General features: G+C 64.4%; 12 protein-coding genes and 2 pseudogenes. 4 read left to right on the forward strand and 10 right to left on the reverse strand.

The window, feature by feature from the left end:
• Positions 1 to 242 precede the first annotated feature (242 nt).
• The gene (locus QB898_RS01260) at positions 243 to 1358 is read left to right on the forward strand and encodes an NAD(P)/FAD-dependent oxidoreductase (protein ID WP_279523491.1); all 1116 of its coding nucleotides are present in this window, start codon (positions 243 to 245) and stop codon (positions 1356 to 1358) included.
• Here the strand turns inward: QB898_RS01260 and QB898_RS01265 are convergent.
• The 9 genes and pseudogenes from QB898_RS01265 to QB898_RS01300 all read right to left on the reverse strand — a co-directional run bounded on the left by QB898_RS01265 (position 1353) and on the right by QB898_RS01300 (position 8669).
• Positions 1353 to 1844: a CinA family protein gene (locus QB898_RS01265; protein ID WP_428982712.1), complete on the reverse strand. Its 492-nt coding sequence runs from the start codon at positions 1842 to 1844 to the stop codon at positions 1353 to 1355. The genes QB898_RS01260 and QB898_RS01265 overlap by 6 nt on opposite strands.
• A 253-nt stretch (positions 1845 to 2097) precedes the next feature.
• Positions 2098 to 3243 (reverse strand): FMN-dependent L-lactate dehydrogenase LldD, encoded by a 1146-nt coding sequence (lldD, locus tag QB898_RS01270; protein WP_279523492.1) that lies wholly within the window; start codon positions 3241 to 3243, stop codon positions 2098 to 2100.
• 35 nt (positions 3244 to 3278) lie between these two features.
• Positions 3279 to 4946, reverse strand: coding sequence for an L-lactate permease (lldP, locus tag QB898_RS01275; RefSeq protein ID WP_279523493.1), 1668 nt, complete (start codon positions 4944 to 4946; stop codon positions 3279 to 3281).
• A 308-nt stretch (positions 4947 to 5254) separates the two neighbouring features.
• A complete protein-coding gene (tatC, locus tag QB898_RS01280) occupies positions 5255 to 6082 on the reverse strand; it encodes a twin-arginine translocase subunit TatC (RefSeq protein ID WP_102283323.1) in 828 nt (275 codons plus the stop codon).
• A 78-nt stretch (positions 6083 to 6160) separates the two neighbouring features.
• Positions 6161 to 6301, reverse strand: a pseudogene (gene tatB, locus QB898_RS13370) (Sec-independent protein translocase protein TatB); the annotation flags it as partial.
• A gap of 119 nt (positions 6302 to 6420) precedes the next feature.
• Positions 6421 to 6655, reverse strand: a pseudogene (gene tatB, locus QB898_RS13375) (Sec-independent protein translocase protein TatB); the annotation flags it as partial.
• A 38-nt stretch (positions 6656 to 6693) separates the two neighbouring features.
• Entirely contained in the window at positions 6694 to 6933 is a 240-nt protein-coding gene (tatA, locus tag QB898_RS01290) for a Sec-independent protein translocase subunit TatA (RefSeq protein ID WP_050715476.1), read from the reverse strand.
• Between the two features lie 361 nt (positions 6934 to 7294).
• Positions 7295 to 8176 carry a 4-hydroxybenzoate octaprenyltransferase gene (gene ubiA, locus QB898_RS01295; protein ID WP_102283325.1) on the reverse strand — a complete coding sequence of 294 codons (882 nt, stop codon included), beginning with the start codon at positions 8174 to 8176 and terminating at the stop codon, positions 7295 to 7297.
• Between the two features lie 139 nt (positions 8177 to 8315).
• Positions 8316 to 8669 carry a hypothetical protein gene (locus QB898_RS01300; protein ID WP_279523495.1) on the reverse strand — a complete coding sequence of 118 codons (354 nt, stop codon included), beginning with the start codon at positions 8667 to 8669 and terminating at the stop codon, positions 8316 to 8318.
• On the opposite strand from QB898_RS01300, the gene QB898_RS01305 reads away from it, so the two are divergent.
• From QB898_RS01305 to QB898_RS01315, 3 genes are all read left to right on the forward strand, one after another.
• Positions 8668 to 9153 carry a hypothetical protein gene (locus QB898_RS01305; RefSeq protein WP_279523496.1) on the forward strand — a complete coding sequence of 162 codons (486 nt, stop codon included), beginning with the start codon at positions 8668 to 8670 and terminating at the stop codon, positions 9151 to 9153. The two genes, QB898_RS01300 and QB898_RS01305, sit on opposite strands and share 2 nt — an antisense overlap.
• Before the next feature lie 100 nt (positions 9154 to 9253).
• Positions 9254 to 11230, forward strand: coding sequence for a DNA topoisomerase IV subunit B (locus QB898_RS01310; protein WP_279523497.1), 1977 nt, complete (start codon positions 9254 to 9256; stop codon positions 11228 to 11230).
• A 312-nt stretch (positions 11231 to 11542) separates the two neighbouring features.
• Positions 11543 to 11794, forward strand: coding sequence for a hypothetical protein (locus QB898_RS01315; protein ID WP_050716497.1), 252 nt, complete (start codon positions 11543 to 11545; stop codon positions 11792 to 11794).
• 76 nt (positions 11795 to 11870) lie between these two features.
• Here QB898_RS01315 and QB898_RS01320 read toward each other — a convergent pair whose 3' ends face one another.
• Positions 11871 to 12470: an SIS domain-containing protein gene (locus QB898_RS01320; RefSeq protein WP_102283328.1), complete on the reverse strand. Its 600-nt coding sequence runs from the start codon at positions 12468 to 12470 to the stop codon at positions 11871 to 11873.
• Between the last annotated feature and the right edge of the window lie 157 nt (positions 12471 to 12627).

Consider the following 12627-nt stretch of genomic DNA (forward strand, 5'->3'; position numbering starts at 1 on the left):
CTGCTTCTTTTTAAAGACCATCAAACCCCGGCTTTGTTCAGTCCCCTCAGCCGGATTCGCTGCGATCAGCGAAGCTATTAAGTATAGCACAAGTTTGAAGTAGTGCAGAACTTTTTGCTACTTCATTTGTGCTTCGCAACCAGCAGAACGGTTGCGACGAAAAGGCGAACTATACACAAGTTTTTTCGAGTTCGCAAGCGCACGCCTTCTTTTTGCGTCTCTCCAGCCGCTACACTGCCTGAATGACTGACATTCCTTCACGCAAACACTTGGTTTTGCTGGGCACGGGGCGCGCCAACATGAGCGTGCTCAAGAAGCTGGTGGCGCAAGGCATTGGCGGCTTGGCCGTCACATTGGTAGCGCCTCAGCTGAACTATCTGGATGAAGCCATGTTGGCGGGTCATCTCCTGGGCGAGAAGGCGTTGGAAGACTTTGTGATTCCGCTGAAACATCTGCTGGATGGCAGCGGTATTGGTTATGTGCCTGATCTTGTGCAGGCGCTGGATCCGCAGGCGCAGTGTCTTCATTTGGCCAGTGGCGAGATCCTGCCTTACGACGCGCTGTCTTTGAATGCAGAGCCTGAGTTGGATCGTGCGCGGCTGGACAAGCTGATGCCAGGCGTGCGCGCCAATGCCATGTTCGCCTATCCGCGCTACGTCTTCCTGGAACTATGGCCTCAATTATTGGCGCTGGCGCAAAAGCGTCCCTTGCAGATTGCGGTGATTGGGCACAACAAATTCAGCGTGGAACTGGCATTGGCCGCCGCTGAAATGCTGGCCGCGCCACACGGAAGCCGCGTTACGCTGCTCACCAATGGCGCGCCGGTGATGCAAGACGCGCCTCCAGCCTTGCGCAAATGCGCTTTGGCTCGGCTCAAGGCGCTGAACATCACGGTGTTGCACGAAGTGTGTGTTTCTTTTTCCGCCAAGAGCTTGCAACTGGAAAGCGGCGCGGCACTGGTGTGCGACGCGCCTTTGCTTGCCTTGGAGTCCGATACGCCCGCATGGCTGCAAGACAGTGGCGTCAAGCTGCTGGAAGATGGACAAGTCGCTCTGAACCGGCGGCTGCAAAGCGAAAGCCACAGTCAGATCTTCGTGGTGCCGTACGACGCTCCCACTGAAGCTGGCCCTGCGCTAGAAGCCAATTTGCACGCCACGCTGTTTGGCGGATCACTGAAAAATGTGCCTTTCGCGCCCAAGATTCGCACGATGCAAAGCGGCGCGCGGCGCGCCATCGTCACACTGGGACCGTGGGCGCTGGAAGGCAATTGGGCCTGGCGCTGGAAAAACGCCCGCGATCGCCAGCAACTGGCCGCCGTGGTGCAGCGTCCTGTTCTTTTCAGTGCGCCCCAGTCATGAAGACGGCTCCTGGCGCAGCCGATCCAGCACGCCTTGCAGCGCGTGCGTCACAGTGGCAGCGCGCACGGCATGCCGGCCGCCGCTGAAGTGGCAGCGCTGCGCAAAGCCCGCATCCTTCACCTGCCAGCCCAGCCACACGGTGCCCACCGGCTTTTCAAGGCTGCCGCCGCCCGGCCCGGCGATGCCTGTCACCGCCACGCTCACTTGCGCATGTGAATGCGCCAGCGCTCCGGCAGCCATCGCGCGCGCCACGGGTTCACTGACAGCGCCGTGCCGGGCAATCAGGCTGGCAGGCACGCCCAGCAATTCGCTCTTGGCGGCGTTGCTATAGGTCACAAAGCCTCGCTCGAACCACTCGCTGGAGCCGGCCATTTCCGTGCAAGCGCCTGCGATCAGGCCGCCCGTGCAGCTTTCCGCCGTAGCCAGCATCCAGCGGCGGGCGCGCAGTGCGTCAGCCAGCGCCATCAAGAGAAATTCCAAGAGCATGTTCACTATGAAAAAGATAGCTGCTTGCGCTGATTCCACTAGGACTTGCGGCGTTTTTGGCCCTGAACCGCAGCTGCTGGCAGACCCGGCAAGGGCCAACCCCGCTTTTCCGCTTCCGCCTGAACGGGCTGCCCGGCCCCTCGCCTGGCTGACGATATCTATCTGGCGCGCCAGAGCCAAGATGAGCGCGGCGGCGCGCAAGCAGGCCGCATCTGCGACGTTCTTGCGGGTGCTGTAGATGCGAAGCCTGCCTTCAGTCGCTTTCCGGCACGAGTGAGCTGGGCGTGATGTCGGCAATGGTGCGTGCGCCGGTGAGCGTCATGGCCACGCGCATTTCTTTTTCCATCAGCGTCAGCAGGTTTTCCACGCCCGCTTCGCCTGCGGCGGCCAGGGCGTAGATGTAGGCGCGGCCAATCATGGTGCAGTCAGCGCCCAGGGCCAGCATGCGCACCACATCCAGCCCGGTGCGGATGCCGCTGTCAACCAGAATTTTGATTTGGCCTTTGACGGCATCGGCAATGACGGGCAAGGCGCGGGCGGTGGAGAGCACGCCGTCCAGCTGGCGGCCGCCGTGGTTGGAGACGATGATGCCGTCTGCGCCAAAGCGCACGGCTTCGCGCGCGTCTTCGGGGTCCAAAATGCCTTTGACCACCATCGGCCCCGTCCAGAACTCCCGAATCCATTCCAGGTCTTTCCAGCAAATGGACGGGTCGAAGTTGGCGGTGAGGTAGCCGATGTAGTCTTCCAGCGCCACGGCGTGGCCCTTGTAGGTGGAGATGTTGCCCAGATCGTGCGGGCGGCCTTGCACGCCCACATCCCACGCCCACTGCGGGTGCAGCACGGCTTGCAGGTAGCGGCGCAAGGCGGCGTAGGGGCCGCTCATGCCCGAGTGCGCGTCGCGGTAGCGCGCGCCGGGCGTGGGCATGTCCACGGTGAAAACCAGCGTGGAGCAGCCGGCCGCCTTGGCGCGCTCCAGCACGTTTTTCATGAAGCCGCGATCCTTGAGCACGTAAAGCTGAAACCACATGGGCCGCCTGATGGCGGGCACCACTTCCTCAATCGGGCACACCGACACGCTGGACATGGTGAAGGGCACGCCCCTTTTCTCGGCTGCGCGGGCAGCCTGCACTTCGCCCCGGCGGGCATACATGCCCGTCAGCCCCACGGGCGAGAGCGCCACGGGCATGGAGAGTTTTTCACCGAACAGCTCGATGCCCAGCTCCAGGTTGGACATGTCTTTTTGCAGCACGCGCTGGCGCAAGGCCACGTGCGCCAGCTCGGCCACATTGCGCCCCAGCGTGTGCTCGGCATACGCGCCGCCGTCGATGTAGTGAAACAAAAAAGGCGGCAGGCGGCGGCGGGCCGCTTCGCGGTAGTCGGTGGTGGATGAAATGATCATGGTGTTTTTCCTCTTTCGGTTTCCGGCTTTCAAATTCAGTTTCCCGGAAGGGTCCAGGTCAATACATGGGCTTGCAGCGTAGTGAGAACGCCGATTACCGCCGCGAACATCAGGCTGTGCCTGACGGTGAAGCGAAACAGATCCGACTCCCTGCCCGCCAGGCCCACGGCCGCCGTGGCAATGGCAATGGACTGCGGCGAAATCATCTTGCCCGTCACGCCGCCCGTGGTGTTGGCCGCCACGGTCAGCACTTCAGGCAGGCCCAGCTGCTGCGCGGTGGTGGCCTGCAAAGCGCCAAACAAGGCGTTGGCCGATGTGTCGGAGCCGGTCAGAAACACGCCCACCCAGCCCAGAAAGGGCGAGAAAAAGGAAAACGCCTTGCCCGTATGCGCCAGCGCCAGCGCCAGCGTGGCCGACAGGCCCGAATAGTTGGCCACGAAGGCAAAGGCCAGCACCATGCCGATGGAGTAAATGGGCAAGCGCAGCTCGCGCAAGGTTTCGCCCGCCGTCTGCCAGGCCGCCGCCGGCTTGAGGCGCAGGAAGATGATGCTGATGACTGCCGCCAGCACGATGGCCGTGCCCACGGCGGAAAACCAGTTGAAGACATACACCGCGCCGTAGGCCGTGGGCACGGCCGCCACGGGCGGCATCTTCTGCACCAGCTGATCCAGCATGGGCACGGGAATTTTGATGACCCAGCCTTGCAGCGCGCCGCCAGCGGCAAACAGCGCCTTGAACGGCTCCAGGCTCCAGAGGGTGACCATCACCGTCAGAAAAATGAAAGGCGACCACGCCTTGATGATGGCCCCCGTGGTCAGCGGCGCCTGCGCGGCGCTTGCGCCCTGCGCCTGCCCGCCGCCTGCCCCGTTTTCAAAGCGGAAGATATAAGCGGGCTGCCACTTTTTCAGAAACACCGTCAGCGCCACCAGCGACACGATGGACGAAGTGATATTGGGCAGCTCCGGCCCGATGAGCCAGGCCGTCAGAAACTGCGTCACGGCAAACGAGCTGCCCGCCACCAGCACGGCCGGCCAGGTCTGTCGCACGCCGCGCCAGCCGTCCATGATGAACATCACCCACAGCAGCACCGGAATGATGATGAGCGAAAGCTGCGTGCCCGCCACCCGGCCTATGGACAGGGCGCTCAGCCCCGACACCTCGGCCGCCACCGTGATGGGAATGCCCATCGCGCCAAATGCCACCGGCGCCGTATTCGCAATCAGGCACAGCCCCGCCGCATACACCGGCTGAAAGCCCAGCCCCACCAGCAGCGCCGCCGTAATGGCCACCGGCGCGCCAAAGCCCGCCGCTCCTTCCAGAAACGCGCCCAGGCAAAAGCCCACCAAAATGAGCTGAAGCCGCTGGTCTTGCGTGATGGAGAGGATGGAGGCGCGGATGATGTCGAACTGCCCCGTCTTGACCGACACCTTGTAGAGAAACACCGCGCCAAAAATCACCCAGGCAATCGGCCACAGCCCGTAGAAAAAGCCATACACCGCCGCCGCCAGCGCCGAGGCCAGCGGCATTTGATAGAAAAACAGCGCCACGCCCAGCGCCAGCAGCACCACCGCCGTGCCGGCCACATAGCCTTTCATGCGCAAGCGGGTCAGCGCCAGAAAGAAAAAAATGATGGGAATGAGCGCGGCCAGGGCTGAAAGCCAGATATTGCCCGCCGCGTCGTAGTTCTGCTGCCAGGGTTGCATGGGCTGGATTCCTTGGGTAGAGCCTGAAAGAGACGCTTCCCGCAGGCTGAAAGCCAGCGCCCTGCATCAGAGCTGCCTGCGAGGCTGGCGGATTGTATCGACGGGTTTCAGCTCAGCCCCTGAACGCAAGCAGCTTGCAAACACACGCGCTGCCAGCGGCGCAACCAAGGCCGCATTCATGCTCCCGTATTCATAGCATGATGTCCTAGTGGAATCTGCGCAAGCGCGGTTTTCACAACCCTTGAATTTGCTCCTGTTTTTGACGCACACCGCTCGCTCCGATCTGCCCGGGGCAAGACGGAAGAGCCTCATTCCGGGGTTTGCGCAGGCAAGCGCTCTGCAGATTCGCCCGCGTCGGCGTTTTCCTCGCTCTTGGGCGCAATCAGGCGGGCCACCCACAGGCCCAGCTCGTAGAGCAGGCACATGGGCACGGCCAGGGCCAGCTGCGACACCACATCGGGCGGCGTGGCAATGGCGGCGATGATGAAAGACAGCACGATGAAATAGCGCCGGAAGCTGCGAATCTGCGCCACCGACACCACGCCCAGGCGCACCAGCACCACCACGACGATGGGCACCTCAAATGTCAGCCCGAAAGCCATGAACATGGTGAGCACAAAACTCAGATAGGCCTCGATGTCGGGCGCGGCCGTGATGCTGGCCGGCGCGAGCTTCTGAATGGTGGCGAACACCGTGCCAAACACCACGTAGTAGCAAAACGCCACGCCCGCAAAAAACAGCAGCGTGCTGGAAACCACCAGCGGCAGCACCAGCCGCTTTTCATGCGAATAAAGCCCCGGCGCGACAAAGGCCCAAGCCTGATACAGCACCACGGGCAGCGCCGCCAGAAAAGCCGTCATCAGCAAAATTTTCAGCGGCACCATGAAGGGCGAAATGACAGAGGTGGCGATCATCGTCGCGCCCTGCGGCAAGTGCGCCACCAGCGGCGCGGCCAGCCAGTCATACAGCGCCTTGGCGCCGGGGAAAAAGCCCAGAACGATGGCCACCGCAATTACCGCCAGAGCCGACTTGACCAGCCGGCTGCGCAGCTCCATCAGGTGCGCCACGAAGGGCTGCTCAGTGCCCGCCAGCTCGTCTTCTGGCGCATCAGGATCGGGTTTGTTGGCCTGGTTCATGAAAGCGAAGGCGGCATCAGGGCCGCCTCTTGAATCGGTTTGGACTGGTCGGACCGTCCGGCTGAATCGCCCGGTGCGTCACCGCTTTTTCGGGCGGTAGCGCACCATGCGCGCCGCGCCCGATTGCACTTGCCGCCGCACGCCCGCGCGCGCCTTGAACCATTGCGGCGTGGCGCTGCGCCGGAGGCGCCATTTCTTGCCGGGGTGCCGATACTGCGGCGGCGGCCAGGCGTCTTCTTCGTCGCTGCCGCCTGCGGCATGCGCGTCTGGCGCGTGGCCTGCCCCTTGCAGCGCGGCCTTCGTGCTGCGCCACTGGGCATCCATTTCGGCTTGCGCCTTGTGGATGGACTGCTCAACCTCACGGCCCGCCTGCTCGACGGACTCTTTCATCTTCTTGAGTTCTTCCAGGTCCATCGCGCGATTGACTTCGCTTTTCACGTCAGCCACATAGCGCTGCGCCCGCCCGAGCAGCGCGCCTACGGTGCGGGCCACGCGTGGCAGCTTTTCGGGGCCGATGACAACCAGCGCCACCGCACCAATGAGCGCCATTTTGGAAATGCCGAGGTCAAGCATGCTTGCAAATCAACAAGGCAACAGGGCCAAAGCGGCGGTCAGCTTTTTTCCTTGGCCTGCACGTCAATCGCGTCGGCGGACGCCTTGCTGGCGGCGTTGGTCACTTGCCCGGCGGCAGGCTGCTGCGCCTCGTCTGCCGAGGCTTCTTTCATGCCTTCCTTGAAGCCCTTGACGGCGCTGCCCAGATCGGTGCCAATGTTCTTGAGCTTTTTGGTGCCGAACACCATCACCACGATGAGCAGCACGATCAGCCAGTGCCAAATTGAAAAGGTACCCATAGCAAGTTTCTCCTTGAACTCAAGCGCCGGATTTTAGGTGGCCAGGTGGCAGCCAGGCTGCGGGCAGTCCGTGTGTCTCAAGATCTTTCCATCGCCTGACCGTGAGAGCGTGCCGGGCGTCAATCCGCCAACCAAGGCAGGCGTTTTGGATGACACCGCCCGCCCAGGCAAAAGCAGCAAAATCAGGAGCAAATATAAGGGGTTCAAAACACCAGCCAGCGCACGTTCTTCTAGGACCTCATGCTATGAATAAAAGAGCAAATATCCCGTTCATGACGGCTTGCTGTCTCGTTGCGTTCGCGCAGCCTGCGGCTTTTGCTCGTTCGCTTTTTGGGCTTTATGGCCGGGAGCGCGCTCGCGCTCAGGACGCCGGCCGGACGGCCAGCCCGACCGCCAGGCCCGCGAACAGCGTCAGGCCCAGCCAGTGGTTGGCGCTGAAGGCGCGAAAGCATCCGCCGCGCTCGCGGGCGCGAATCAGCGTGTAGTGCCAGGCCACTTGCGCCAGGGCCGCCGCCAGCGTCAGCGCTGTCACGGCGGGCGGCGCCGCCAGCGCCAGCGCCGCGCCCCAGATGGCCAGGTAGAGCAAGTAGAAAACCATGATGGCCGCCACGTCCCGCTGCCCCAGGGTGATGGCGGAGGTCTTGATGCCTATCTTCAGGTCATCGTCGCGGTCCACCATGGCGTATTCGGTGTCATACGCCAGCACCCAGCACAGGTTGCCCGCCATCAGCGCCCAGGCCAGCGGCGGCACCTGCCCTTGCGTGGCGGCATAGGCCATGGGAATGCCAAAGCCGAAGGCCACGCCCAGCACGGCCTGCGGCATGGCCACGAAACGCTTGGCGTAGGGGTAGGCCAGCGTGATGGCCAGCGCGCCGAAAGACCATCTGACCACGGCGGCGTTCGTCGTCAGCGCCAGCGCGAACGCCGCCAGCGCCAGCGCCGCGCCCACGGCCAGCGCCTCGCGTGCGCGCATGCGCCCGCTGGTCACGGGGCGCTGCGCCGTGCGCTTGACGTGCCGGTCAAACTCGCGGTCGGCCACGTCATTGACGCAGCAGCCCGCGCTGCGCATGAGGATGGTGCCCAGCGTGAACACCGCCAGCAGGTGCCAGCCCGGAAAGCCTCCCGCCGCCAGCCACAGCGCCCCGAGCGTGGGCCACAGCAGCAGCAGCCAGCCCGCAGGCCGGTTCCAGCGGATCAAGTCCAGATAAAGAGGCAGGCGGCGCAGCGCGGCAGGGGCGTTCATGGCAAGGGCGGGCGGGCAAGGGCGGGCAAAAGCATAGCGGCAAACGGCGGCGGCCAGGCAGGCCCGCCAGAGTCATGAAGCAATGGGCTTCATGATGCAGATTGAATTGGATATTCACCAATATCAGGCGGCGTGAATTTCATTTGCGGCGCCATTGCGCCGCCATGAGGAATTCGGCCTTGCTTTGGAAAATACCGCCCGGGCTGGCATTCTTTCTTCCGCCTGCTTGTTTTCCGCATGATCCGGCCGTTTCTTCCCGGCTGTCTTTTGCAGACGGACGCTCTCGGAAGCCCGGGAAAGATTTGCCGGATACGCTGAATGCGCCGCTTTGTTCAATGAACGCGCCGTCGATTATCTGCTTCATGAAACAAATGGAAATTCCGGCTGCCTTGACTGCGGTTTTCGAGGCGTTTTCGAGGCGATTTTGGCGGCGCGCGCCGCACCTGCGCGCAGATAAAATCCGCCGCTTTCTTTTGAAAAGGAGCGTTCCCATGTCTCACAAACGCTTGATGGCGCTGGCTGCCGTGGCGGCCCTGCTGGCTGGCTGCGGCGCCACGGCCCCGAAGGCCGCCTCTTCAACTGGCTCCGGGGCCGAGGCCCAGGCCCAGGCCCAGGCCAATTCCCCAGCCGTGGCCAAGGCAGACCTGGCGCCAGCCGCGCCGCTGGCGGGCAGCGGGCGCGACCCAAGCGACTGTCTGCCTTCGGCCGGGCAAACGTGGTCCAAGCTGCGCAAGGCCTGCGTGCAGGTGTTTGACGTGGCCGACATCCGCCTGACTGACCCTGACAACCCCGCGCTGGCCGTGTATGTGCTGTTTTCGCCCGACAAAAAAGTGGCCGAAATGTTTTCCGCCAGCTTTCCCGATGGCAGCGTGATGATGGCCGCCACGCGCGGCGGCAACAGCTATTTCGCCAACATGGGCCGCGTGCTGCTGCTCAAGGACAGCCAGAGCAAGGAAGGCTGGCGCATCGCCAAATAAGCGGCCTGCCAAGCTGCCTGCATGCCGGCCCGCCCGTTCTTCATGCCCGCCCGCCGCCGTGGCGGGCTTTCTTTTTTCGCCACCGCAACACCTTCACGCCATGTCCACACCCGCCTATGCCGAAAGCTCCATCCGCGTGCTCAAGGGGCTGGAGCCTGTCCGGCAGCGCCCCGGCATGTACACGCGCACCGACACGCCGCTGCACATCATTCAGGAAGTGATTGACAACGCCGCCGACGAGGCCCTGGCCGGCTTTTGCAAGCGCATCAAGCTCACGCTGCACGCCGACGGCTCGGTCAGCGTGGAAGACGACGGGCGCGGCATTCCTTTCGGCCTGCACCCGGAAGAAAACGCGCCCGTGGCCGAACTCGTGTTCACGCGCCTGCACGCGGGCGGCAAGTTCGACAAGGGCGCGGGCGGCGCTTACAGCTTTTCCGGCGGCCTGCACGGCGTGGGCGTGAGCGTGACCAACGCGCTGTCCACCCGGCTGGAGGCCACGATCTGGCGCGACGGACAAGTGGCGCACCTGGCTTTTGCGGGCGGCGACGTGGCCGAGCCGCTCACCGTGCGCCCCGCCCATGACGGCGGCGCAGCGGCGGGCGACCGCAAGCAAGGCACCACCGTGCGCGTGTGGCCCGACGCCCGCTACTTTGAAAGCGCCGCGCTGCCCCTGGCCGAACTCACGCACCTGCTGCGCAGCAAGGCGGTGCTGATGCCCGGCGTGAGCGTCACTTTCATCGACGAAAAGCGCGGCACGCGGCAAAGCTGGCAATACAAGGGCGGCCTGCGCGACTACCTGATGCAAACGCTGCCCGCCGACGCCGTGATTCCCGTGTTTGAAGGCGCGGGCCACGCCGGCCGCGACGACGGCAGCTTTGCCGAAGGCGAAGGCGCCGAATGGGCCGTGGCCTTTACCGAAGAAGGCCAGCCCGTGCGCGAAAGCTATGTGAACCTGATCCCCACCCCCGCTGGCGGCACGCACGACAGCGGCCTGCGCGACGGGCTGTTTCACGCCGTCAAGAACTTCATCGAACTGCACGCGCTGCTGCCCAAAGGCGTCAAGCTCATGCCCGAAGACGTGTTCGCCCGCGCCAGCTACGTGCTCTCGGCCAAGGTGCTCGACCCGCAGTTTCAGGGGCAAATCAAGGAGCGCCTGAACAGCCGCGACGCGCTGCGCCTGGTGTCCGGCTACGTGCGCCCCGCGCTGGAGCTGTGGCTCAACGCCCATGTGGAGCACGGCAAGCGCCTGGCCGAGCTGGCCATCCGCGCCGCGCAAACGCGCCAGCGCGCCAGCCAGAAAGTGGAAAAGCGCAAAGGCAGCGGCGTGGCCGTGCTGCCCGGCAAGCTCACCGACTGCGAAAGCCGCGACACCGCCCGCAACGAAATCTTTCTGGTCGAAGGCGACAGCGCCGGCGGCAGCGCCAAGATGGGCCGCGACAAGGAAACCCAGGCCATCCTGCCCTTGCGCGGCAAAGTGCTCAACACCTGGGAAGTGGAGCGCGACCTGCTGTTCAAAAACACCGAAATCCACGATATCGCCGTGGCGCTGGGCGTGGACCCGCACGGCGCGGGCGGCACCCCCGACCTCTCGGGCCTGCGCTACGGCAAAGTCTGCATCCTCTCTGACGCCGACGTGGACGGCTCGCACATCCAGGTGCTGCTGCTCACCCTGTTTTTCAGGCACTTTCCCGCGCTCATCCACGCGGGCCATGTGTTCGTGGCCCGCCCGCCGCTTTTCCGCATCGACGCGCCCGCGCGCGGCAAAAAGCCCGCCGCCAAGCTCTACGCGCTGGATCAGGCCGAACTGGACGCCACCCTCGACAAGCTGCGCAAGGAAGGCGTGCCCGAAGGCAAATGGACCATCAGCCGCTTCAAGGGCCTGGGCGAAATGAACGCCGAACAGCTCTGGGAAACCACCCTCAACCCCGACACCCGGCGCCTGATGCCCGTGCGCCTCGGCCCCCTGGGCGAAGCCGCCACCGCCGAGCACATGAACCGCCTGATGGGCAAAGGCGAAGCCGCCGCCCGCCGCGAGCTGATGGAGCGCCACGGCGACGCGGTGGAAGTGGACGTTTGAGAACCCGCCCCGCAACAAACGCCGAGGCTGTGAACGCCAAGGCGGGCGCGGCGGCCCCGGACGCAGGCGCTGAATGCGGCTGATGGATGCCCGGCCTGGCCCTCCCGGCCAGAAGACATCAGAAACAGGAGCAAATACAGGGGCATGAAAACGCCATCCTGCGCAGTTTCCACTAGGACATCTTGCTATTGATAGCGGAGCGAAATATTGCCCTGCGCCTTGGCGCAGGCGCTGGCGCGCCGCACAATCCGCCGCTTTTTACTTACACGCAGCCCGCAAGGCGGGCAAACAGGCTCTGAAATGGAGTGCGCCATGAGCGCCAGGCAACTCTCACGCGAATGGCTTCAGGGGCCTTCGCAAGGCAATCCCAGGAAACGGCAACGCATGCGCCAGCCGCTGGCGCTTTCAGCGGCCGCACCGCCGCCGCGCAACCACGTGGCGATGGCGCTGGCTGCGCGCAGCGCCTCGAACGCGGCAGGCAAGCACATACGCCAAAGCGGCGCGCAGCGCCGCGCCGACAAAGTGGCGCTGCAAAAGCTGCTGCGGCGGCAAGAAGATGCGTGACATGCCAGCAGCAGGGCCGGGCCTGTCCGGGAACCCAGGCCCGCTCAAACCGCAGCTGCCCATCGCGGCCAGGCCCTTACTCGTCGCCCAGCAGCAGGGCATCCAGGCTTTCGCAAATGCAGTGCAGCGCCAGTTGCTGCGCATGCAGCACGCTGGCGGCGTGAGCATGGGCGATGGCGATATGGGTATCGGCAGCCAGCAGCAAGCTGCCCAGGGCATCGGCGGCTTCGCCCTCGCCCGTCATGGCGATCACGGGCATTTCACGCTCGTGCGCGGCCTGCACGGCCAGGGCGAGGCTGGCGTGATCAGAGCTGGCCGGGTGGGCGAAAACCATCAGCGCGTCGCCGGGCTGGCCCAGGGCATGCACCTGGGCGGCCAGCGCGCCGACGCCTTCGCTGCGCTGCGCCAGGGCGGCGAAAGTGGCGGCCTCGGCCCCCAGGGCCAGGGCAGGCAGGGCGGGCCGCTCGCGCGCAAGGCCGCCCATGAGCAAGGCGGCGGCGTACTGCGCCAAAGCGGCGGCGGCAGCGCTGCCGCAGGTGAGCACTTTGCCGCCATTGGTCACGCATTCCAGCGCCGTTTGCGCGGCGGCGGCAATGGGCGCGCTCAAGGAACCGGCCCATTGGACAAGCAGCGCGGCGCTGCCGGTGAAATACTGCTGGATGCGTTGTTCAGACATGGCGGAAAGCGGAGCAAAAAGCAAAAAAGCGAGTCTGCCTCAGAGCGCCGCGCAGGCATTCCAAGCCTGCAAGACACCGCCTGATTCAGCTCTTGAATCCATAGCATGAGGTCCTAGTTGAATTTGCGCTGAACGGCATTTTTGCCGGCCAGATTTG

The sequence above is a fragment of the Ottowia cancrivicina genome, from assembly GCF_029813755.1.
GTDB classification, from domain to species: Bacteria; Pseudomonadota; Gammaproteobacteria; order Burkholderiales; family Burkholderiaceae_C; genus Ottowia; species Ottowia massiliensis.

Coding starts and splice junctions, on each gene's coding strand:
- QB898_RS01260 (WP_279523491.1), top strand. CDS start 243: ATGACTGACATTCCTTCACGCAAACACTTGGTTTTGCTGGGCACGGGG.
- QB898_RS01265 (WP_428982712.1), bottom strand. CDS start 1,844: ATGCTCTTGGAATTTCTCTTGATGGCGCTGGCTGACGCACTGCGCGCC.
- lldD (WP_279523492.1), bottom strand. CDS start 3,243: ATGATCATTTCATCCACCACCGACTACCGCGAAGCGGCCCGCCGCCGC.
- lldP (WP_279523493.1), bottom strand. CDS start 4,946: ATGCAACCCTGGCAGCAGAACTACGACGCGGCGGGCAATATCTGGCTT.
- tatC (WP_102283323.1), bottom strand. CDS start 6,082: ATGAACCAGGCCAACAAACCCGATCCTGATGCGCCAGAAGACGAGCTG.
- tatA (WP_050715476.1), bottom strand. CDS start 6,933: ATGGGTACCTTTTCAATTTGGCACTGGCTGATCGTGCTGCTCATCGTG.
- ubiA (WP_102283325.1), bottom strand. CDS start 8,176: ATGAACGCCCCTGCCGCGCTGCGCCGCCTGCCTCTTTATCTGGACTTG.
- QB898_RS01305 (WP_279523496.1), top strand. CDS start 8,668: ATGTCTCACAAACGCTTGATGGCGCTGGCTGCCGTGGCGGCCCTGCTG.
- QB898_RS01300 (WP_279523495.1), bottom strand. CDS start 8,669: ATGGGAACGCTCCTTTTCAAAAGAAAGCGGCGGATTTTATCTGCGCGC.
- QB898_RS01310 (WP_279523497.1), top strand. CDS start 9,254: ATGTCCACACCCGCCTATGCCGAAAGCTCCATCCGCGTGCTCAAGGGG.
- QB898_RS01315 (WP_050716497.1), top strand. CDS start 11,543: ATGAGCGCCAGGCAACTCTCACGCGAATGGCTTCAGGGGCCTTCGCAA.
- QB898_RS01320 (WP_102283328.1), bottom strand. CDS start 12,470: ATGTCTGAACAACGCATCCAGCAGTATTTCACCGGCAGCGCCGCGCTG.